19 protein-coding genes are annotated in these 20,488 nt (G+C 68.7%); 2 read left to right on the top strand and 17 right to left on the bottom strand.

All coding sequences use genetic code 11. The annotated features are described in order from the left end of the window. Positions 1–112 precede the first annotated feature (112 nt). Genes NJE57_RS10280 through NJE57_RS10295 form a run of 4 tightly spaced genes read right to left on the bottom strand, consistent with a single transcriptional unit; the run spans position 113 to position 3,813 of the window. The gene (locus NJE57_RS10280) at positions 113–796 is read right to left on the bottom strand and encodes an isochorismatase family protein (protein ID WP_319028310.1); all 684 of its coding nucleotides are present in this window, start codon (positions 794–796) and stop codon (positions 113–115) included. Then, entirely contained in the window at positions 793–2,214 is a 1,422-nt protein-coding gene (locus tag NJE57_RS10285) for a dihydroorotase (protein ID WP_319028311.1), read from the bottom strand. Before NJE57_RS10285 ends, NJE57_RS10280 begins: the two co-directional genes overlap by 4 nt. After that, positions 2,211–3,104 carry an oxaloacetate decarboxylase gene (locus NJE57_RS10290; protein ID WP_319028312.1) on the bottom strand — a complete coding sequence of 298 codons (894 nt, stop codon included), beginning with the start codon at positions 3,102–3,104 and terminating at the stop codon, positions 2,211–2,213. The genes NJE57_RS10285 and NJE57_RS10290 overlap by 4 nt, the downstream gene beginning before the upstream one ends. A 34-nt stretch (positions 3,105–3,138) precedes the next feature. Continuing rightward, positions 3,139–3,813: a GntR family transcriptional regulator gene (locus tag NJE57_RS10295; protein WP_319028313.1), complete on the bottom strand. Its 675-nt coding sequence runs from the start codon at positions 3,811–3,813 to the stop codon at positions 3,139–3,141. A 398-nt stretch (positions 3,814–4,211) separates the two neighbouring features. Between NJE57_RS10295 and NJE57_RS10300 the strand changes: the two genes are divergently transcribed. Together NJE57_RS10300 and NJE57_RS10305 are read left to right on the top strand one after the other, a co-directional pair. After that, positions 4,212–4,682: a MarR family winged helix-turn-helix transcriptional regulator gene (locus tag NJE57_RS10300; RefSeq protein ID WP_319028314.1), complete on the top strand. Its 471-nt coding sequence runs from the start codon at positions 4,212–4,214 to the stop codon at positions 4,680–4,682. After that, complete coding sequence (locus NJE57_RS10305) at positions 4,679–6,529, top strand: MDR family MFS transporter (protein WP_319028315.1); 1,851 nt, start codon at positions 4,679–4,681, stop codon at positions 6,527–6,529. The genes NJE57_RS10300 and NJE57_RS10305 overlap by 4 nt, the downstream gene beginning before the upstream one ends. A gap of 35 nt (positions 6,530–6,564) precedes the next feature. On the opposite strand, the gene NJE57_RS10310 is transcribed toward NJE57_RS10305, so the two are convergent. From NJE57_RS10310 to NJE57_RS10370, 13 genes are all read right to left on the bottom strand, one after another. Further along, the gene (locus tag NJE57_RS10310) at positions 6,565–7,014 is read right to left on the bottom strand and encodes an SRPBCC family protein (protein WP_319028316.1); all 450 of its coding nucleotides are present in this window, start codon (positions 7,012–7,014) and stop codon (positions 6,565–6,567) included. Positions 7,015–7,090: 76 nt separating this feature from the next. Next, entirely contained in the window at positions 7,091–9,889 is a 2,799-nt protein-coding gene (locus NJE57_RS10315; RefSeq protein WP_319028317.1) for a cation-translocating P-type ATPase, read from the bottom strand. A 17-nt stretch (positions 9,890–9,906) separates the two neighbouring features. Then, positions 9,907–10,566, bottom strand: a complete 660-nt coding sequence (locus NJE57_RS10320; protein ID WP_319028318.1) for an MBL fold metallo-hydrolase — start codon at positions 10,564–10,566, stop codon at positions 9,907–9,909. Further along, a complete protein-coding gene (locus NJE57_RS10325) occupies positions 10,563–11,648 on the bottom strand; it encodes an S-(hydroxymethyl)mycothiol dehydrogenase (RefSeq protein WP_319028319.1) in 1,086 nt (361 codons plus the stop codon). The genes NJE57_RS10320 and NJE57_RS10325 overlap by 4 nt, the downstream gene beginning before the upstream one ends. Before the next feature lie 138 nt (positions 11,649–11,786). Next, the gene (locus tag NJE57_RS10330; RefSeq protein ID WP_319028320.1) at positions 11,787–12,503 is read right to left on the bottom strand and encodes a M23 family metallopeptidase; all 717 of its coding nucleotides are present in this window, start codon (positions 12,501–12,503) and stop codon (positions 11,787–11,789) included. Between the two features lie 177 nt (positions 12,504–12,680). After that, the gene (pyk, locus tag NJE57_RS10335) at positions 12,681–14,099 is read right to left on the bottom strand and encodes a pyruvate kinase (RefSeq protein ID WP_319028322.1); all 1,419 of its coding nucleotides are present in this window, start codon (positions 14,097–14,099) and stop codon (positions 12,681–12,683) included. Between the two features lie 46 nt (positions 14,100–14,145). Beyond that, positions 14,146–15,042 carry a prolipoprotein diacylglyceryl transferase gene (gene lgt / locus NJE57_RS10340; RefSeq protein ID WP_413464400.1) on the bottom strand — a complete coding sequence of 299 codons (897 nt, stop codon included), beginning with the start codon at positions 15,040–15,042 and terminating at the stop codon, positions 14,146–14,148. Continuing rightward, positions 15,036–15,827: a tryptophan synthase subunit alpha gene (trpA, locus tag NJE57_RS10345; RefSeq protein ID WP_319028324.1), complete on the bottom strand. Its 792-nt coding sequence runs from the start codon at positions 15,825–15,827 to the stop codon at positions 15,036–15,038. The genes lgt and trpA overlap by 7 nt, the downstream gene beginning before the upstream one ends. Then, complete coding sequence (gene trpB, locus NJE57_RS10350) at positions 15,824–17,119, bottom strand: tryptophan synthase subunit beta (protein WP_319028520.1); 1,296 nt, start codon at positions 17,117–17,119, stop codon at positions 15,824–15,826. Before trpB ends, trpA begins: the two co-directional genes overlap by 4 nt. Before the next feature lie 67 nt (positions 17,120–17,186). Then, positions 17,187–17,999: an indole-3-glycerol phosphate synthase TrpC gene (gene trpC, locus NJE57_RS10355; protein ID WP_319028325.1), complete on the bottom strand. Its 813-nt coding sequence runs from the start codon at positions 17,997–17,999 to the stop codon at positions 17,187–17,189. Positions 18,000–18,098: 99 nt separating this feature from the next. Next, a complete protein-coding gene (locus NJE57_RS10360; RefSeq protein WP_319028327.1) occupies positions 18,099–18,743 on the bottom strand; it encodes a TIGR02234 family membrane protein in 645 nt (214 codons plus the stop codon). Beyond that, a complete protein-coding gene (locus NJE57_RS10365) occupies positions 18,740–20,308 on the bottom strand; it encodes an anthranilate synthase component I (RefSeq protein ID WP_319028328.1) in 1,569 nt (522 codons plus the stop codon). Before NJE57_RS10365 ends, NJE57_RS10360 begins: the two co-directional genes overlap by 4 nt. Continuing rightward, a complete protein-coding gene (locus NJE57_RS10370) occupies positions 20,305–20,484 on the bottom strand; it encodes a tautomerase family protein (RefSeq protein WP_319028329.1) in 180 nt (59 codons plus the stop codon). The genes NJE57_RS10365 and NJE57_RS10370 overlap by 4 nt, the downstream gene beginning before the upstream one ends. Between the last annotated feature and the right edge of the window lie 4 nt (positions 20,485–20,488).

The following is a 20,488-nucleotide window of genomic DNA, read 5'->3' on the forward strand; positions in this document are numbered from 1 at the left end:
GGGATCCGCCCCTGCGCGCCGTCCGGTGGAGCCGGTCGCCTGCTCGGTGAAGCTCGTGCCGGACGGTCTTGCATGCTCACCTGCCGGCGGCCCCGGACGCCCTGTGGCGAACTCAGTCTCGAGCGGGCAGCTCGTCGAGCGAGGCCATCAGATCCTCCGTCGTGGAGACGTCGGCGTACTTCTGGGCCATGTCGAACAGGTTGACCTCGTGGACCACCGGACTCCGGTCGTACACGGCATCCGAGGGGACGGCGACCTTGTAGTTGTACGAGAAGGCGTCGACCACACTGGCCCGGACGCACCCCGAGGTCGTGCATCCGGTCACGATGAGCGAGTCGACGTCGGCCTGGACGAGATAGCTGGCCAGCGGTGTACCGAAGAACGCGCTCGGGTGGCGCTTGGGCAGGAGCACGTCCCCGTCCTGTGGGGCGACCTCGGCGACGAACTCGTAGCCCTTCTCCGGGATCGACATGATCCCCGGGACCTTCGCTCCCAGCGCACCCTGGTCGTAGTCCTTCTTGGGAGCCACGTGCGGGTAGAGGACCGGCCAGCCCTTGGCTCGGAACAACGCGAGAAGGCGTTCGATATGGGTGACCGCCTCCCACCCGACCTCGCCGCAGCTCGTGGGGAACTCCCCCAGCGCGTCGTCGAAGGACATCGGGGTGGTGCCGACCGTGCGGTACTGCACATCGATGATGAGGAGACCGGGACGCCTGCCCAGGCCGATCGGTCGACCGAATCCCGCGGCCTCGTACCGGTGGCGGGTGAGGTCGTCGATTGCTGAGGGCTCGTTCATTCCGCTTCCTTCGGGAGAGTGTTCATTCCGGCGAGCGCGGTCGCGCCGCTGTGGGGCCGCTCGAGGTATTCGCCGGTCGTCGTGGAGGACAGCACGCCGTCCCGCATCGCGAAGTGGCCCCGGACCAGGGTGTGCACGACGCGCATCGGCACGCGGGTGCCCTCCCAGGGCGTGTACTCGGCCGCCGAGTGTTGCGTCGCGGCTTCGATCACGGTCTCACCGGACAGGTCCACCACGGCGAGATCGGCATCCGATCCGACCTGGATGGTGCCCTTCTTCGGGTACATACCGAACAGCTGGGCCGACCTCGTCGACGTGACGTGGACGAGCCGATCGAGTGGGATCCCCCGCCGTAGGCCCTCGGTCAGGGTGAGCGGCAGCACGCCGCCCACACCGGGGAAGCCCGCGCTCGCCTTCCAGATGTCCTTCTCCTTGTGCGTCCGGTGGCGCGCATTGTGATCGGAGCCGACGGTGTCGACGTCCCCGTTCGCCAACCCGGTCCACAACGCCTCGAGATCCCTGGGCTCTCGCAGAGGAGGATTGACCTTCCCGTAGGTCCCCGGTCCGGGATCCGTCTCGGTGGTCAGCGTCAGATACTGCGTGCACGTCTCGACGAAGAGGTTCTCGTAGGACTCGCGTTGACGGAGGATCGCCTGGAGTGCCAGATCGCTACTCGTGTGAACCGAGTAGACGGAGGCGCCGGTGACCTGCGCCATGAACGAGACCCTCTGGACGGCTTCGGCTTCGACGAACGACGGCCGCGACATGTTCCACGCGTGAAGCGGCCCCTTCGATTCGTCGATCGGGCGGCCCTTGAGCTTCCAGACCAGCTCGATGTTCTCCGGGTGGGGATTGATCATCGCGCCCCGATCCGCTGCCAGGCCGAGGACGTCGTACATGTAGCCGTCGTCGTTTCCGGGGAGACCGAGGTACGCACCCTCCTCACCGCGGAAGTTCATGAAGAACTTGAAGCTCGAGACGCCGAACTCATCGATATAGAACGGCATCTCCTCGTAGTGCTCCTCGGAGCCGACGACGATGTGGAAACCGAAGTCGACATGGGAGTCACGTGACATTACATCCCGGGACCCGGGGAGTACGTCGGCGTAGGAATCGCCGCTCATCAGGTAGACCAACATCGAGGTGACGCCACCCGCCACGGCCGATGCCGACTCCAGGAGGGCGTCGTCCGGATCACGTGGAACCCTGATGTCCTTGCCCAGATGGACGTGCGGGTCGATCGCGCCCGGGAGTACGAGCTTTCCTCGCAGGTCGACGACCTCTGCGGCCTCGACCTCGACCTCGGGGGTCACGATCCCCGCGATCCTCCCGTCCTTGACGAGGAGATCCACCCTGCGGACTCCCTCGCCGCTGAGGAACACCTCACCACCGTGCAATCGGAGGTCATACGTGGTCATACGCCCACCCCTTTCGTGTTCTCCGCAACCGCGTACTTCTTGTCCAGTTCGTCGAATTCCGGCTTGCGCACCAACGCCTGCCGATCCGTCCAGCTGATCATCAGGTCGCCCGCGTCTCGGGTGTCCCCCACCTCGGCGAGGTGGTTCATCACCTGTCGCATTCCTGCCACCGCTCCCCGCATGGCCGCATTGGCGTAGAGAGCGATCGAGAAACCGAGTTCACCCAACTCGTCCCGGGGCAACAGAGGAGTGAGACCGCCCTCCACCATGTTGGCCATGTGGATCCCGGGAACACTCGTCGTGATCTTCCGCATCTGCTCGATATCCCGGGGGGCCTCCACGAAGAGCACGTCCGCCCCCGCCTCGAGGTAGCGGCCGGCCCGGTCGATCGCCTCATCGATCCCGTCGATGGCGAGAGCATCCGTGCGGGCGATGATCACGAAGTCGTCGTCTCTGCGGGCGTCGACGGCAGCCTTGAGCTTGCCGACCATCTCGTCGGCCGAGATGACCTCTTTGCCTGAGAAGTGGCCGCATTTCTTGGGACTGACCTGGTCCTCCAGCTGGAGGGCGGCCGCGCCGGCGCCTTCGATCAACCGGACTGTGCGCTGCACGTTCAGGGCGTTGCCGAACCCCGTGTCACCGTCGACGATCACCGGGATCCGGACCGCGTCCGCAATCGCGTTGACGTGGCCGACCAGCTCGCTGAGTGTGATCAGTCCGAGATCGGGGGCTCCGAGGTACGAGTTGGTCACTCCTGCGCCCGTCACGTACACCGCCTCGAATCCCGTCTCCTCCACCACCCGGGCGGTGAGGGCGTTGGGCGCGCCCGGCACCATCAGTGGAGGCCCCCCGGACGAGAGGAGACCACGCAATTTCCTGGTTGTCGTCATGGGTCGGTGAACCTTTCCTGGCCCGTCTGAGCCGCTATTCGGATGTGATCCCGAGCGCGTCGACCGCGCTCTGGCGCGCCTTGTCGAGGTGCAGTCGCAAGATCTCGGCTGCGCGGTCCTCGTCGCGGTCGACGATCGCCGCGATGAGTCGTTCATGCTCGACCAGGGCTTCACGGGCCCTGTCCGGCTTCTTCGCCGAGGTCTGCCTCGCGAGAGAGATCTGACGCTGGACTTCCACCGTCGCGGCGGCCAGTGCGTCGTTGCCACTCATCCACGTCAGTCGCGTGTGCAGGTCCCTATCGGCGGGGTACGGGCGGTCGGGATCCTGCGAGAGCTCCTCCCCCGCTTCCCCGACCAACTGCTCGAGCTCCCTCAGTTCCTCTTCCGTCGCCTTACGGCACACCAGACGGACGCTGTGGGCTTCCAGAGCAGTGCGGAGCTCGTGCAGGTCGTCGACCTCACCGGCCTCGAACGTCTTCACGAAGGCGCCGCGATGACTGACGATCGTCAACAGTCCCTCGCCGGCCAGTCGCTGAATCGCTTCCCGGAGCGGTCCGCGACTGATGCCGAGCACTTCGGCGATCGACACCTCGTTCAATCGCTCCCCGGGAGGAAGTGTGCCGTCGAGGATCATCTCCCTGACCCGCTCCTCGGTCCGACGTGCGAACGTTCCATCCCTGGTCAGGGGGGAATTCACAGCCTTCTTCATCGCAACTCCTCTGCTCGACTCGATCCCTCGGGCCGCGGAGGCACCGGTCAACTCCTCCCGGGCGGCCACCAGCAGGATCTACCCGGTCGCGCTGGTGGCCGTTGTCCAGGTCACACCTATTGTGATCGATGTCTCTGTCAACTGTCAACAGTTAGCCGCAAACTGGACCGGTTGAATCGTTTCCCGTTCCGGGGCCACAGACGAGAGAGCCCATACGCACGCTCCGCGGCCCGCCTCGATGTTATCGCCGATGAAATCGCTTGTTCGCGGGATCGGCGTCTTCACAACGCCCGGAGGCGGGTCCCGACCGGGCCTCCCCTCCCCGATTTGCCGGGTCGACGACCAGTGCTTATACTTGCTTGCTGCAAGCAATTAAACTGGGTGCGGAGGTGGCTGGCGTGGGGATCGATGCCGACGAGGGCGGAAAACTGGTCGTGGACCTGTCCCGCGTCGTCAAACTGCTACGCGCGGTCAACGTCTCGGTTCCCCGCTTTCACGAATCGCTCGAACCGTCCGCCCATCCCCTACTCTTCGCCGTCCATGACGAACCCGCCCGGGTCACCGGCCTGGCCGACCGGGTCCACACCGACGTCTCCGTGGTCAGTCGTCAGGTCCGCCACCTCGAGACACTCGGCCTGGTGACCAAGGTCCCGGACCCGGACGACGGGCGCGCGAGCCTCGTCACGCTCACAGCCGAGGGATCCGACCTCGTCACCCGCGTGTTCGATGGCCGCGGGCAGTGGATGGCCGAGGTACTGGCCGACTGGACCCCTGAACAGGCGGAATCTCTCACCGAGGGACTGACTCGCCTCGCGGAGTCCCTGCGCGCGGAACTCGACTCCCTCACGTCCGCCAAGGAGAACTCATGACCACCCCCAGGCCGGCCACGGTCCACGCCGGTGAGGACGGCGAGTTCTCACATCGCCAGATACTCGTGATCCTCGCCGGACTCATGTCCGCCATGTTCCTCGCCAGCCTGGATCAGACGATCGTCTCGACGGCCATCAGGACCATCGCCGACGACCTGCACGGGCTGGACGCACAGGCATGGGTCACCACCGCGTACCTCATGACGTCGACCATCTCGACGCCCCTGTACGGAAAGTTGTCCGACATCTACGGTCGGAAGCCGTTCTTCGTGATCGGCATCGTGATCTTCGTGTTCGGCTCACTGCTGTGCACGCTCGCCGACTCGATGTACACGCTCGCGGTGTACCGCGGGATCCAGGGTTTGGGTGCCGGCGCCCTGATGTCGCTGTCGCTGGCGATCATCGGCGACATCATCCCGCCTCGGGACCGTGCCAAATACCAGGGCTACATGCTGGCGGTCTTCGCCTCGTCCTCGGTCATCGGTCCGGTCATCGGTGGCTTCTTCGCCGGGGTCGACACGATCTTCGGCATCGACGGCTGGCGCTGGATCTTCCTCATCAACGTCCCCATCGGCGCGATCGCGCTGACCCTCGTGATGCTCACCCTCAACGTCAAGAACGTCCGCGTGGACCACCGGGTGGACTGGGCGGGCGCGGCCGCTATCGTGGTCGGCCTCGTTCCGCTCCTGCTGGTCGCCGAACAGGGACGCACCTGGGGCTGGGCCTCCCCGGCCGCGCTCGCCTGCTACGTCGTGGGCCTGGCGGGGATCGGCCTGTTCCTCGTCGTCGAGGCCCGCGCCGGCGACCAGGCGCTCATCCCGCTGCGACTGTTCCGCGACCGCACCTTCGCGATCGTCACCGCCGGCGGCGTGATCGTGGGTATGGCCATGTTCGGCGGGATGATGACGCTGCCGCTGTACATGCAGATCGTCCACGGCGCCGACCCCATGGAATCCGGACTCATGATGCTCCCGCTGGTGGCGGGGATGATGGGCGCCTCGATCGTGTCCGGCCAGCTCATCTCCAAGACCGGGAGGGTCCGCGAGTTCCCCATCTTCGGCACCGCGGTGGCGGCCGTCGGCCTGTTCCTGCTGTGGACGATCGACGCCGACACGTCCCTGACCCTGGTGATGGGCTACATGCTGGTCCTGGGGATCGGCCTGGGCAACTGTATGCAGCCGCTGACCCTGATCGTGCAGAACGCCGTGAGCCCGCGCGAGATCGGCGTGGCCACCGCATCGGCCACGTTCTTCCGCCAGCTCGGGGGGACCGCCGGTGTGGCCGTGTTCCTGTCGATCCTGTTCAGCCGCGTCGGTGGATCGATCAGCAGCGAACTCGAACAGGCCGCCGCCGACGGCAGTCTGGCCCGCGGCGTACAGCAGGGCCTGGCAGACCCTGCACTCCGGCAGGATCCCGAGGCCTACGGGATCGTGGAAGCGTTGGCGGACCCCGCCACCGGGGCGGGTGCGCTCGAGACCGTCACCAAGGACTCCTCGGTCATCAACCGGCTGCCGGAACTCGTCGCCCACCCCTTCGAACAGGGCTTCGCGTTGAGCATGTCGGAGATCTACCTGGTTGCCGGCATCCTCGCCGTCGCCGCCTCCGTGGTCCTGGCGTTCCTGCCACCCATCGTGCTCCGCACCGGTTCAGCCCAGGCCGAGGCCGCCCGTGAGGCCGCTGAGGCCGCTGCGGCGGCTGCCCCGTCAGGGACCGACGTCGAGGCGGCGGAGGCGGCCACGGAATCGGGTACCGCCGGCGGGGCGGATGTCCCCACGACCGTCACGGCCGGCCGCGGAGAGAAGGACACAGCGACGACGAGGTCGGCCCCCGACGAGACCGACCGCTGAGCTGCGGGATCGTCGCTCGACGCCGACCCGCGGAGCTACTCCTCGACCTCGGCCTTGAGATTGGCCAGCAGCTGGTGCTGGATCCGCTTGAGCCCGGCAGGAGCGAAGATCCGCTCGAAGAACCCGCCCACTCCCCCGGCGCCGTCCCACGAGGTGGTCATCTCCACCAGCGACCCGCCGGTGGCCTCGCGCACGGTGTAGGTGGTGGCCATGGACGAATTGGCGTCCTTCTCCACCAGGAACCAGTGCGCGCCGGTCTCATCGACGGTCACGGTGGCCTTGACGTCCCGGCTGCGCTTCTTGGTGGCCTGGAGGTTCCAGGCGGCGACGGTGCCGTGACCCTGGCCGCCCTCGATCAGTCGGTACGCACTGAACTGCTCGGGCTGGATCCGGGGACGGACCTGGGCGTAGTCGGCGATCGCGGCCGTGACGGCCGCGACGGGCGCCTCGATGACGATGGTGTTGCTGGCGGTGACCCTGCCCATGATCGTGACTCCTCCTCTGCCTGACCGAGTCGCGCTCACCGGTGCAGCCGGTGGCGGCGCCCTCGCGGAGAGCGCGTCAGACCACCACCATCCTGCCCGACACGTCCTCCCGCCGAGCGCGCCACCTCGCCCCGATCTTCCGGAGTTCCTCGAGCCAGAGGATCGAGGAGCCCACCGCGACCGCCAGCAGCCACTCATCCGCACGCAACGACGTCGTATCGAAGATCGCCTGGAGGAAGGGCACCTCGACCACGGCCACCAGCAACAGAGGGACCGCGGCCAACGCCACCCAGATGGGCGCATTGTGCGCCATGTCGCGGGAGAACACCGAGCCATTCGTGGATCGGACGTTCATCAGGTTGAACACCTGGTAGAAGACGAAGGTGGCGTAGGCCAGGGTGGTGGCGAACAACGGCACGCCCGCGCGCTGGGGGAACACCACCTCGGCGAACGCCAAGACGAACAGCGTCCCGGTGGCCATCACCACGCCGAGCCACAGAATGCGCACCAGGCGTACCGGGGTGAGGATCTGCTCGCCCGCCGGCCGGGGGTTCCGCCGCATCGCGTCCTTCTCCACCAGCTCCACGCCCAGTGCCATCGCCGGCGGACCGTCCATGACGATGTTCACCAGAAGGACCTGCAGGGCGCTGAAGGGCACGGCCGCCAGACCGAACAACCCGCTGGCCAGGAATACCAGCACGAACGCCCACGCGGTGGTGAGCTGGAACTTCACGAACTTGACGATGTTGTCGTAGATCCCTCGCCCCTGCTCGACGGCCGAGACGATGGTCGCGAAGTTGTCGTCGGTGAGCACCATGTCGGCAGCGCCCTTGGAGACGTCGGTGCCCGTGATCCCCATCGCGATCCCGATGTCGGCCTGGCTCAGTGCAGGAGCGTCGTTGACGCCGTCGCCGGTCATGGCCACCACGTCCCCGCCGGACTGCAGGGACCTGACCATGCGGATCTTGTGCTCGGGAGACACCCTGGCGAGGACCCCCAGGTCGGGAGCGCGGTCGATCAGCTCGTCGTCGCCGATCCCGTCGAGGTCTGCGCCACTGACGGCCTCACCCTCGATCCCGAGGTCGCGGGCGATCGCGGAGGCCGTGACGAGGTGGTCGCCGGTGATCATGTGAACCGAGATCCCCGCCTCGCGCGCCACCCGGATGGCCTCGGCCGCCTCCGTACGGGGTGGGTCGACGATGCCGACCACGGCGAACACGGTGAGGCCACGCACCTCGCCCAGGAGCGCGTCGTCGTCGACCCCGCCCTCATCGACCCCGCCCTCGCCGACCCTGCCCTCGTCGACCCCGTCCTCGCCGGTCCCGACCTCGACCCGGCGCCCCGCCACCAGCAGGGTCCGCAGACCCCGCTCGGCGAGCTCGTCGGTCGCGTGCCGGATCCCCTCGTGCAGTTCGTCGGTGAGCTCCACGTCATCCGTGCCGTCCCACACGTGGGTCGAGCGCGGCAACAGCGCACCGGTGGCGCCCTTGACGCTGAGTGCCAGATCCCCGTCCGGGGAGCGGTTCACGGTGGCCATGAACTTGTAATCGGAGTCGAAGGGCACCTGGGCAACCCGCGGCCGGGCGGCGCGCAGGCCCTCGACGTCGAGCCCGCACTTCATGGCAGCGACCAGTAGGGCGCCCTCGGTGGGGTCCCCGACGAGTTCACCGTCGGACACGATCGCGTCGTTGCACAGTGCCATGGCCGTCGCGGCCCGCCGCAGGTCCGGCACGGCGTCCGGGTCGGAGGACAAGACCGTCCCCGGAGCGAGGTAACCGGTGCCGGTGACGGAGTAGACCGAGCCGTTCGCGACGATCCGCGTCACGGTCATCTCGTTGAGGGTGAGCGTCCCCGTCTTGTCGGTGGCGATGTGACTCGTCGAGCCGAGGGTCTCCACCGCCGCGAGGTTCTTGATGATCGCGCCCTCGCGGGCGAGTCGCGCGGCCCCCATGGCGAGGGTGAACGCGACGACGGCGGTGAGCCCCTCCGGGATCGTCGCGACGGCGAGCGAGACCGCGCTGAGGAGCATGTCCTCCCATGACTGCCCGCGCACCAGGCCGATGCCCATGACCAGCGTCACCACGACCAGCGCGATCGCGGTGAGGACCTTGGCCAGAACGCCGATCCGGCGCTGCAGCGGGGTCTGCTCGACCCCCGCGCCGCCGAGCAGGTCGGCGATGGCACCCATCTCGGTGTGCTCACCGGTCCCCGTGATCACCACACGCGCCCGACCGCGTGTGACCTCGGTGTTCATGAAAACCATGCCGAGACGATCGCCGAGAGGCGCGTCCGCCGCGGCCACCGCGCCAGCCGTCTTGTCCACCGGCACGGACTCACCCGTCAGCGCCGACTCCGCCACCTGGAGCCGGGCGGCCTCGAGCACCCGTCCGTCGGCGGGGACCCGGTCTCCGGATTCCACTACAACGACGTCACCCGGCACGAGGTCGGCGCTGTCCACCTCGATCTCGGAACCGTCGCGCACCACCCGGCTGTGTGGCACCGACATGTCGCGCAGTGCGGCCAGGCTCTCCTCGGCGCGCGTCTCCTGCACATAGTTGAGGACGGTGTTGAGCGCCACCACCAGGAGGATGACGACGGGGGTCTCCCACTCCCGGGAGACCCCCGCGCTCACCGCGGCCGCCACGGCCAGGACGAGGATCATGGGGTCGGCGAGCAATCGCAGGACACGCCGCCAGGCCGGGACCCGCGCGGGCTCGGGCAGTGTGTTGGGCCCGTGCTCCACCAGGCGGCGCGACGCCTCGGAGCGGCTCAGCCCGTCGGCGCCAGCGCCGAGACGGGAGAGCACCTCGGAGGTGGAGAGAGTGTGCCAGGGGGTGCGCTCAGTTCTCTCCGGGACGGGATCCGACATCGTCATCCCCCCATGGTGCCCGGTCAGCTGCCCCGGGCGATCCACTCCTCCAGATGGGGCGATTCCTCGCCCACCTTCGTGCCGTCACCGTGGCCGGTGTGGACCAGGGTCTCCGCGGGCAATGTGAAGATGCGGTCCCGGATCGACGTGATGATGGTCGGGAAATCGGAGTACGACCGCCCGGTGGCACCGGGCCCTCCGGAGAACAGAGTGTCGCCGGAGAACAGTACGCCCGCTTCCGGAACATGGAAGACGCAGGAGCCCGGCGAATGTCCCGGGGTGTTCATCACACTGAACTCCGTCCCGGCGATGCGGAACCTCTGCCCGTCCTCCAGGTCCTCGTGTCCGACCGTCGGGTGGGTCTCCTCCCAGAGCATCTGGTCACCGGGGTGGACGAAGATCCGCGTGTCGAGCTCGCGGGCCAGTTCGGGGGCGACGGTGATGTGGTCGTTATGCGCATGCGAACACAGGATGCCCTTGACCGTGCGCCCGGCCACCGCGTCGATGATCGGCCGAGCCGTGTGGGCGGCATCGATGATGTACACCTCGGAGTCGTCGCCGAGGATCCAGATGTTGTTGTCCACCTCCCACTCGCCGCCGTCAAGGGCGAAGACGCCGCTCGTCACGACCTTCTCGATGCGTAGGCCACCGGCATTGCCGGCACTGGTGTGGGTCTCGCTCACAGGGTCACCACCGATCGGAGGACGGAACCGGACTTCATAGCATCGAACGCCGACTCGACCGCGTCGATGCCGATGCGCTCGCTGACGAACTTCTCGAGCGGCAGCCGGCCTTGCAGGTGCAGGTCCACCAGCATCGGGAAGTCCCGCTCGGGCAGACAGTCGCCATACCAGGAGGACTTGAGGGATCCCCCGCGACCGAAGAAGTCGAGCAGTGGGAGCTCCAACCGCATCTCAGGGGTGGGCACGCCGACCAGGACCACGGTGCCGGCGAGATCGCGGGCGTAGAAGGCCTGCTCGTAGGTCTCGGGCCGGCCGACCGCGTCAATCACGACGTCGGCGCCGACACCGCCCGTGAGCTCCTGGATGGCTGCCACCGGGTCCGACTCGCGTGAATTGACCGTGTGGGTGGCACCGAAGTCCTTCGCCCACTCGAGCTTGGTGTCATCGATGTCCACGGCAATGATCCGGGAGGCGCCGGCCAGGCGGGCGCCCACCACCGCAGCGACGCCCACGCCGCCGCACCCGATCACGGCGACGGACTGGCCGCGCGTGACGTTGCCCGTGTTGACGGCGGCTCCGAGGCCGGCCATCACGCCGCAGCCAAGCAGCCCCGCGACGGCCGGGTCGGCCGCGGGATCCACCTTGGTGCACTGTCCCTCGTGGACGAGGGTCTTGTCGATGAACGCACCGATCCCGAGCGCCGGGCTGAGTTCCGTCCCGTCGGTGAGGGTCATCTTCTTCGATGCGTTGTGGGTGGCGAAGCAGTACTGCTGCTGCCCACGCTTGCACGCGCGGCACTCGCCGCACACCGCGCGCCAGTTCAACACCACGAAGTCGCCCTCCGCCACGTGGGTCACGCGGTCGCCCACGGTCTCGACGATCCCCGCGGCCTCGTGGCCGAGAAGGAAGGGGTACTCGTCGTTGATGCCGCCGTCGCGGTAGGCGAGGTCGGTGTGGCAGACACCGCACGCCTGCACGCGGACGACGACGTCGTTCGGCCCCGGATCGGGGACGACGACGTCCACCAACTCGACTACCGCGCCCTTACTCCGGGCTATGACGCCCCTGACGGTCTGCGACATGGATTGCTTCCTTCGATCGTGGTGGGTTCTCCGGGTCCACTCTGTCAGATCGGCCCGACACGGGGTCCCACAACGCACCGCGCCCCGCCCCCCTCGACGGGGGACGGGGCGCGGGGACGTGCGGGTCGCGGAGCGCGATCAGACCACGACGCCGTTGGCACCCAACCACTGCACCGGGTCGATCCACTGACCGGCGGGGTTGCGGACACCGAAGTGCAGGTGCGGCCCGGTCGAGTAGCCGCGGTTGCCCACGGTCCCGATGACCTGACCCGCGTGGACACGCTGGCCTACCGAGACGTAGTTCTGGTCGTTGTGTCCGTACTCGAGAAGGTAACCGTCGTCGGTCTGGATCCGGACCCAGAGTCCGTAACCCGAGGCCGGGCCCGCAGCCACCACGGTGCCGGACTTGGCGGCGAACATCGGCGTGCCGATCGGCGCGCCGAAGTCGGTGCCGTTGTGGAAGGTGCCCCACCGCGGGCCGAAGCCCGAGGTGATGGGCCCGACGGTGGGGGCGTGTGCACCGCCGACGGACGGCGCCGACAGTGAGCCGAACATCGCCGGGTCGATGGCGTACTCCCGCAGCTGCGCCTCGTTCAGGCCGATGCCCTGCGCGAATTCCTGGGCCATCTGGCCGAGCTGGTTGACGTCGACCATGTCGGAGGACTGGGCGGATGCGGCGGGGGCGGCGGCCATGGCCACGCCCCCGGAGAGCGCGGCACCGGCGACGGCGCCGGCAACGATACGGCCCATCCCTGCGGAGCGGGCGGCCCGGTGACGACCGGCGGTCGCGCCGGAACCGTCCACACCGAGTCGGTCGGCGAGCTCGGTGAAGGTGATACGAGTGGCGTCGGACATCAGGGGAAACCTCGGGATTCGGTGCGTTGGTGAAGCGGTGCGCCGACCGGCTTCCCCGGTGGCCCCACAAAAGGTAACAGAAGTGTCTCGACCCTGTCACGTCGAAAGCACATATTGGTACAAAAGCGCCGGTGAGCGGGTGCTCACCGGCGCTACCGAGTTGTTACCCGAAGGTGATCAGTGGTCTGCCTCGCCCATCCTGTGCACGAGGATGAAGTTGGTCGAGCCCTCGACGCCCGGGACGTTGCCCGCGACGATCACGATGAGATCGTCCTCGTTGTACCCCTCGAGTGGGAGCAACAGTTCGTCGGTGACCTTGACCAGCTCGGCCGTCTCGTTGACGCGGTCGGTCAGGAAAGTCTCGGTACCCCATGTGAGTGCCAGTTGACTCCGGATCCGCGGATCGCCGGTGATCGCGATGAGGGGCAGGTGGCTGTGCAGGCGGGCGAGCCGGCGGACCGTGTCACCGGTCGAGGTCACCGCGACGAGCGCCTTGGCGCCCAATCGCTCCCCGATCTCGCGGGCCGAGTAGGAGATGACCCCGCGCTTGGTCCGCGGGATGTGGACGAGGTCCGGCGCGGCGGTGGAGTCGGCCTCGACGGCGAGGGCGATGGAGGACATGGTGCGCACCGCGTCGATGGGGTACTTACCCACGGAGGTCTCGCCCGAGAGCATCACGGCGTCGGCGCCGTCGAGCACGGCGTTGGCGACGTCCGACGCCTCCGCGCGGGTGGGCCGGGAGTTGGCGATCATGGACTCGAGCATCTGCGTGGCCACGATGACCGGCTTGGCGTTCTCCCGCGCGATCTGGATGGCCCTCTTCTGGACCAGTGGCACGTCCTGCAGGGGCAACTCCACCCCCAGGTCGCCGCGGGCGACCATGATCGCGTCGAAGGCCAGGACGATCGACTCGAGGTTCTTGACCGCCTCGGGCTTCTCGAGCTTGGCGATCACCGGGACGTGCACCCCGACTTCATCCATGATCTCGTGCACCAGGTCCACGTCCGCAGGCGACCGGACGAACGACAGGGCGATGAAGTCGACCCCCAGCGCGAGGGCGAAGCGCAGGTCCGTGATGTCCTTCTCGCTCATCGCGGGAACCGAGACGTTCATCCCGGGCAGGGACACGCCCTTGTTGTTGGATACCGTGCCCCCCTCGGTGACGACACAGTGGACGTCGTCGCCCTCGACCCGCTGGACGGTCAGGCCGATGTTGCCGTCATCCACGAGCAGTCGGTCGCCCGGACGGGCGTCGGTGGCCAGCCCCTTGTAGGTGGTGGAGACCCGCTCCTTGGTGCCCTCCACGTCCGCGACGGTGATGGCGACCTTGTCGCCCTCCGCCCATTCGTGGCGGCCCTCGATGAAGCGGCCGAGCCGGATCTTGGGGCCCTGGAGGTCCGCGAGCACACCGACGGCGTGCCCCGACTCGTCCGAGGCTTTACGGACCCAGCGGTAGTTGGCCTCGTGATCGGAGTGGTCTCCGTGGCTGAAGTTGAGCCGGGCGACGTTCATCCCGGCGTCGACGAGTTCACGGATTCCAGCCTCCGACGCGACGGCGGGACCCAGGGTGCAGACGATCTTGGTACGACGGTTCACCCGTACCAATCTAGTCCCCTCACCGCGACGACCGGTTAACCCGACGTCAACGACCGGCCAACGGGGGTGCGTCTTCCGGGGACTCGCCGGTCACGTCCTCGGGGGCTCGCAGCTCCGACGGGTCCTCGCGGCCCCGGCGGGCGCGCCACACGTAGATCAGGGCCGCCACCATCACGACGATCGCGACGATCGTGTTGATCCGCATCCCCAACACCTGGGTGGCCGCGTCCGCACGGAGCAGTTCCACCCAGAACCGGCCGAAACAGTACAGGGCCACGTAGAGGGCGAAGAGTCGGCCGTGGCCGATCCGGAACCGTCGGTCGATGAGCACCAGCGCGATCGCCACCAGGACGTTCCATACCAGTTCGTAGAGGAACGTGGGGTGGACGGTGGCGATGACCTGGCCGGTGGAGCGCCCGATCGTCTCGGAGTATCCGTACACCTCGTCGTAGCGTCGGTAGATCTCGAGTGCCCACGGCACATCCGTCTCGCGGCCGTAGAGCTCCTGGTTGAAGTAGTTTCCCATCCGTCCGATGCCCTGCGCCAGCACGATGCCCGGTGCGACCGCGTCGCCGAACGCGCCGATCGCCCGGATGCCCTGCTGACGCAGTCCGATGTAGGCGCCGACCGCGCCCAGCGCCACCGCGCCCCAGATGCCCAGACCACCGTCCCAGATCTTCAGGGCGTCGACGGGGTTCCTGCCCTCGCCGAAATAGCGGTACCAGTCGGTGGCCACGTGGTAGATGCGGCCACCGACCAGACCGAAGGGGATGGCCCAGAGGGCTGTGTCGAGGACGACCCCCGGACGCCCGCCCCGGGCGACCCAGCGCTTGTCACCCCACCACACGGCCACGACGATCCCGAGGATGATCCACAGTGCGTAGGCGCGCAACGGGAACGGCCCGATCTCCCAGACGCCCTGCGGGGGGCTCGGGATCACGATCCGACTCCCGCTCGGCGGACGCCGGCGGCCAGTTCGGACGTCAACCGGGCGAGGGCGTCACCGCCCTCGGTGGCCGCGGTGATGAGCGCGGAGCCCACGATCACACCGTCGGCGTAGGAGGCGATCTCCGCCGCCTGGTCCCCGCTGCGAACCCCCAGCCCGACACCGCATGCCAGGCCGGAGAGCTCCCTGACCCGGGCGGTGAGCGCCCGGGGGGCGTCGGAGACCACGTCACGGGCACCGGTCACTCCCATGACCGCCTGGATGTAGACGAATCCGCTCGTGTGGGACAGCGTCATGGCCAACCGCTCGGGTGTCGACGACGGCGCCACGAGGAACACCCGGTCGATCCCGTGCGCGTCCGTGGCCGTGATCCACTCCTCCGCCTCGTCCGGGATGAGATCCGGGGTGATGACCCCGGTACCCCCGGCGGCCGCGAGGTCCGCGGCGAACCGCTCCACGCCGTACTGCAGGATCGGGTTCCAGTAGCTCATGACCACCGGGACCGCACCCGCCTCGGCCACAGCCCGGACCACGGCGAAGGTGTCGCGGATCCGGAACCCGGCCTCCAGCGCCACATCCGCCGCCGCCTGGATCGTGGGCCCGTCCATCATGGGATCCGAGTACGGGATCCCCACCTCGATGACGTCGCACCCTCCCGCGACCATCGTCCGGACCGCCTCTATCGACCCGGCGACCGTGGGGTACCCCGCGGGGTAGTAACCGATCAGTGCGGCCCGGTTCTCCGCCCGGCACCGCTCGAACACCTCGCTCAGCATGCTCATCCCTCGAGTCCCCCGTCCGCGTACTCGCCCCGGCCGTCGTCGGCGCCCTGTCTCGAATCCACGCCGGCCTCCGGCGGGGCCCCTCCGTCCAGCAGCCCGAACCACCGCGCGGCGGTGTCGACGTCCTTGTCGCCGCGACCCGAGACGTTGACCAGGATCAGGCCCACGCCCTCCGCGGCGAGTTGGCCCGCCCCGGCGATCGCGTGGGCGGACTCGATCGCGGGAATGATCCCCTCCGTCCGACAGAGTTGCGCGAAAGCGTCCATCGCCTGGGTGTCGGTGATCGGCCGGTACTCGGCCCGGCCGATATCGGACAGATACGAGTGCTCGGGACCGACCCCCGGGTAGTCCAGACCCGCCGAGATGGAGTGGGATTCGATGGTCTGGCCGTCCTCGTCCTGCATGAGGTGGGCGTAGGAGCCCTGGAACACCCCCGGCCGGCCGGCGTTGACGGTGGCCGCCGTGCGGCCGGAGCCCACGCCGTCGCCCCCCGCCTCGCACCCGACCAGTCGTACCGCCGGGTCGTCGATGAAGGGATGGAACAGCCCGATCGCGTTGGACCCGCCGCCCACGCACGCCACGGCCGCGTCGGGCAGTCGCCCCGCCTGGTCCAGGATCTGGGCGCGGGCCTCGGTGCCCACGATCCGCTGGAAATCCCGGACCATCGCGGGGAACGGGTGCGGTCCGGCCGCCGTACCGAACGCGTAGTAGGTGTCGTCGGCGTGCGCGACCCAGTCCCGCATCGCCTCGTTGATGGCGTCCTTGAGGGTGGCCGATCCCACCTCAACGGCTTCGACCTCCGCGCCGAGGAGACGCATCCGTGCCACGTTGAGTGCCTGTCGGCGCACATCCACCGCGCCCATGTAGACCTTGCACTCCAGGCCCAGCAACGCACACGCGGTCGCGGTGGCCACGCCGTGCTGACCGGCGCCCGTCTCGGCTATCACACGGGTCTTACCCATACGATCCGCGAGCAGAGCCTGCCCCAGGACGTTGTTGATCTTGTGGGAGCCGGTGTGGTTGAGGTCCTCGCGCTTGAGGAACACGCGCGATCCGATCTCGGCGCCGAAGCGCTTGGCCTCGTAGAGCGGGGACGGCCGGCCCGAGTAGTGGCGCTGGAGCCGGTCCAACTCGTCCAGATAGGCCTCGTCCGCCCGCGCCTTGGCGTAGGCGTCGGCCACCTCGTCGACGACCGCCATGAGCGCCTCGGGTACGTAGCGCCCGCCGAACGGGCCCCAGTGGCCGCGCTGGTCGGGTTCGTGCCCGGTGGTCGTCCGGAGCACGTCTCCCATCGAGGGCAGCGGTGTCAGCTCGTTAGAATTCACGGCTCCCAGTCTGCCGGAAGCATGCGACAGGGACCTAGCGGGGTCCCTGCGGGCAGGACGGGTGCGAACCCGCCGTGGCCAGGGCGTTGCACGCCGCACGCGGGTCGCCCTTGGTCACCAGACCCTCACCGACGAGCACCGCGTCGGCGCCCACACTCGCGTACGACAGGAGGTCCGAGGCGTCCCGGACCCCGGACTCGGCGATCTTCACCACCCCGGACGGCAGGCCGGGTGCGATGCGGGAGAACACGTCGCGGTCGACCTCGAGGGTCTTGAGGTTCCGGGCGTTGACGCCGATCACGGTGGCACCGGCCTCCAGGGCGCGGTCCGCCTCCTCCTCGGTGTGCACCTCCACCAGCGCCGTCATCCCGAGCGACTCCGTGCGGTCCAGCAGGGACACCAGGGCGTCCTGCTCGAGGGCGGCGACGATGAGCAACACAAGGTCCGCGCCGTGCGCCCTGGCCTCGTGGATCTGGTACGGCCCCACCACGAAGTCCTTGCGCAGGACCGGGATGTCGACCGCGCGACGAACCGCGTCCAGGTCCGCCAGGCTGCCGTTGAAGCGCCGCTCCTCGGTCAGACACGAGATGACGCGGGCTCCGCCCTCCTCGTACATCCGGGCCAGCACCGCGGGGTCGGGGATCTCCGCGAGCGGCCCCTTCGACGGACTGGCGCGCTTGACCTCGGCGATCACGCCCACCCCGGCGCCGCGCAGTGCCTTGAGCGCATCGCGCGGTTCCGGCGCCGACCGGGCCGCCTTCTTGACCGCGGCGAGGTCGATGACGGCCTCGCGGGCCGCGACGTCCTCGCGGACCCCGTCGATAATCGAGTCGAGCACGGTACCCACCGTGACCTCCCTCTGCAGTGATCGGGCGAGAAGTGTGATCGAGATCAACAATAGAGGTCGCGGGCGGGGTTCTGAGAATCGGGACCCGGTCGGAGCGGCTCAGCCCGTCGGATCGCGCCCGTCGTCGAGTTCCTGCCACAGGTCACGACCGGTATCCGGGGCGGCCTCACCGGACTCCGCCGCCCCGCGGCGGGCCGCCGGGGTGACATAGCGGTCATCGCGCTGCACCCTGCGGGCCGGCCAGAGCATCGGTACGACCCCCGCGGTGATCAGTGCCAGCGCACCGGCCCCGGTCAGTGCGGGACCGGGCGACCGTGCCGAGACCTCGGTGATCTCCGACCACTCCGGCACGGCGCTGGCGTCGGTCGCCCCGGGTCCCGCGTTCGTACGACCCAGTTCCTCCTCGCTCGTGATCGACGAATGGACCCGGGCGGTGTCCACATCGCCGACCGCCGAGAACAGGAGCGCACCCGTGGCCAGGCCCAGCACGGTGACGACGGCACCGACGGCGCGGGCTCCGGTCCCCCGGACCAGCGCGACCGCCGCCACCGCGGCGACGGCGCCCACGGCCAACGGAACCAGGGCGGGCTGCCACTGCCCGCCCGTCAGACTCCGCCGGGCCTCCCCCGACTGGTCGTTGAACGCCACCACGTCCAACCACACCATCCGCGAGGCGATCCACAACAGGGCGGCCGCGACGAGCAGAAGCACGACGGGGACACGGAGCCTGGAGCGCTGGTTCACTGATCCGTCCCGGTGGTGGTCGCGGTTCCCGCGATGTCCACCGGCCTCAACGTGTCCGCGGAGGCGACGGCCCGGAGGACGGCCTTCGCCTTGTTGCGACACTCCTCGTCCTCGGACGCCGCGACGGAATCGGCGACGATCCCGGCCCCGGCCTGGACGTAGGCGGTCCCGTCCTTGATCACGGCCGACCTGATGGCGATGGCCTGATCGGCGTTGCCCGCGAAGTCGAGGTATCCGACCACTCCCCCGTAGACCCCGCGACGGGTGTCCTCGAGGTCCTCGATGATCTGCAGCGCGCGGGGCTTGGGCGATCCCGACAGTGTGCCGGCCGGGAAACAGGCCGTGACCGCGTCGATGCCCGTCCGTCCCTCCGTCAGACGGCCGATCACGGTGGATACCAGGTGCATGACATGGCTGTACCGCTCGACCTGACGGAACTCGGTCACCACCACGGAGCCCGGTTCGCAGACCCGGCCGAGGTCGTTGCGGCCGAGATCGACCAACATGAGGTGTTCGGCGTTCTCCTTGGCGTCCTCCACGAGGTCCTTGGCCAGCAGTACGTCGTGCTCGTCGTCGTCCCCCCTCGGCCGGGTCCCGGCGATCGGGTGGGTCGTGGCCTGCCCGTCCTGCACCTTGACCAGCGCCTCGGGACTCGACCCCACGATGGTGAACGCGGTGCCGCCGAAGCCGTCCTCCCCGGTGCCGTCCGGGACGGTCATCAGATACATGTACGGGCTCGGGTTGGTGGTGCGCAGGATCCGGTAGACGTCCTTCGGCGAGGCCGAGGTGTCGACCTCGAAGCGCTGACTGAGCACCACCTGGAAGGCTTCGCCGGAGTGGATCTGCTCGATGATGTCCGCCACCCGCGCGTGATAGGTCGCCTCGTCGGTGCAGCGGCGCATCTGGGGATCCCGGGCATCGAACACGCTGACACCGCCGGCTCCGGGCGCCGCGAGCCTCGCCGTCATCGATTCCACCCTCGCCACCGCGTCGGCGTAGGCCTCCTCGACCCGCTCGTCGCTGCCGTCCCAGTTGACGGCGTTGGCGATCAGGTGGATGCGGCCCTCGTGGTGATCGAACGCGGCCAGATCGGTGGCCAGCATCTGGACGAGCTCGGGGATCTCCAGGTCGTCGGTGGTGTCGGGCGCGATCCGCTCGAGCCGACGCACGATGTCGTACCCCAGGTAGCCCACCATCCCGGACGTCAACGGTGGCAGGCCCGCGATCTGGTCGGTCCGCAGCAGGTCGAGGGTCCGGCGCAGCGCGTCGAGCGGATCGCCGCCCGTGGGCGCCCCGGCGGGGACATGCCCCCACCAGGTGGCCTCGCCCGCCTCGTCGACGGTCAGGGCCGCGGCCGCGCCGCAGCCGATGAACGACCACCTCGACCACGAACGCCCGTGCTCGGCCGACTCCAGCAGGAAGGTCCCGGGACGGTCCGCCGCGAGTTTGTCGTAGGCGGACAGTGGCGTCTCGGAATCGGCGAGCACCGTCCGCACCACCGGAACGACCCGGTGACCCGAGGCCAGCGCCCGGAACTGTTCGAGGGTGGTGGTCGTGGTGCTCATCCGACGACCCGGCCGCCGATCCCGAACGAGTCGTGCGGCATGTCGTTGACGAGCACCCACACCTTGGCCGGGTCCTTGGCCGCGGCCTCGGCGTAGGCGGCCGTGACCGCCTCGATCACCCGGGCCTTGGACTGCGGGTCCATCCCGTGGAGTTGGTTGATCTGGATGAAGGGCACGGGT

The organism is Dietzia sp. PP-33 (assembly GCF_033790845.1).
GTDB lineage: Bacteria > Actinomycetota > Actinomycetes > Mycobacteriales > Mycobacteriaceae > Dietzia.

Bases quoted from the DNA above. Each gene is read 5' to 3' on its own strand.
- NJE57_RS10315 (WP_319028317.1), bottom strand. From the start codon at position 9,889: ATGACGATGTCGGATCCCGTCCCGGAGAGAACTGAGCGCACCCCCTGG.
- NJE57_RS10330 (WP_319028320.1), bottom strand. From the start codon at position 12,503: ATGTCCGACGCCACTCGTATCACCTTCACCGAGCTCGCCGACCGACTC.
- NJE57_RS10365 (WP_319028328.1), bottom strand. From the start codon at position 20,308: ATGAGCACCACGACCACCACCCTCGAACAGTTCCGGGCGCTGGCCTCG.
- NJE57_RS10280 (WP_319028310.1), bottom strand. From the start codon at position 796: ATGAACGAGCCCTCAGCAATCGACGACCTCACCCGCCACCGGTACGAG.
- trpA (WP_319028324.1), bottom strand. From the start codon at position 15,827: ATGAGCATGCTGAGCGAGGTGTTCGAGCGGTGCCGGGCGGAGAACCGG.
- NJE57_RS10325 (WP_319028319.1), bottom strand. From the start codon at position 11,648: ATGTCGCAGACCGTCAGGGGCGTCATAGCCCGGAGTAAGGGCGCGGTA.
- NJE57_RS10285 (WP_319028311.1), bottom strand. From the start codon at position 2,214: ATGACCACGTATGACCTCCGATTGCACGGTGGTGAGGTGTTCCTCAGC.
- NJE57_RS10295 (WP_319028313.1), bottom strand. From the start codon at position 3,813: ATGAAGAAGGCTGTGAATTCCCCCCTGACCAGGGATGGAACGTTCGCA.
- NJE57_RS10310 (WP_319028316.1), bottom strand. From the start codon at position 7,014: ATGGGCAGGGTCACCGCCAGCAACACCATCGTCATCGAGGCGCCCGTC.
- trpB (WP_319028520.1), bottom strand. From the start codon at position 17,119: ATGGGAGACGTGCTCCGGACGACCACCGGGCACGAACCCGACCAGCGC.
- NJE57_RS10290 (WP_319028312.1), bottom strand. From the start codon at position 3,104: ATGACGACAACCAGGAAATTGCGTGGTCTCCTCTCGTCCGGGGGGCCT.
- NJE57_RS10305 (WP_319028315.1), top strand. From the start codon at position 4,679: ATGACCACCCCCAGGCCGGCCACGGTCCACGCCGGTGAGGACGGCGAG.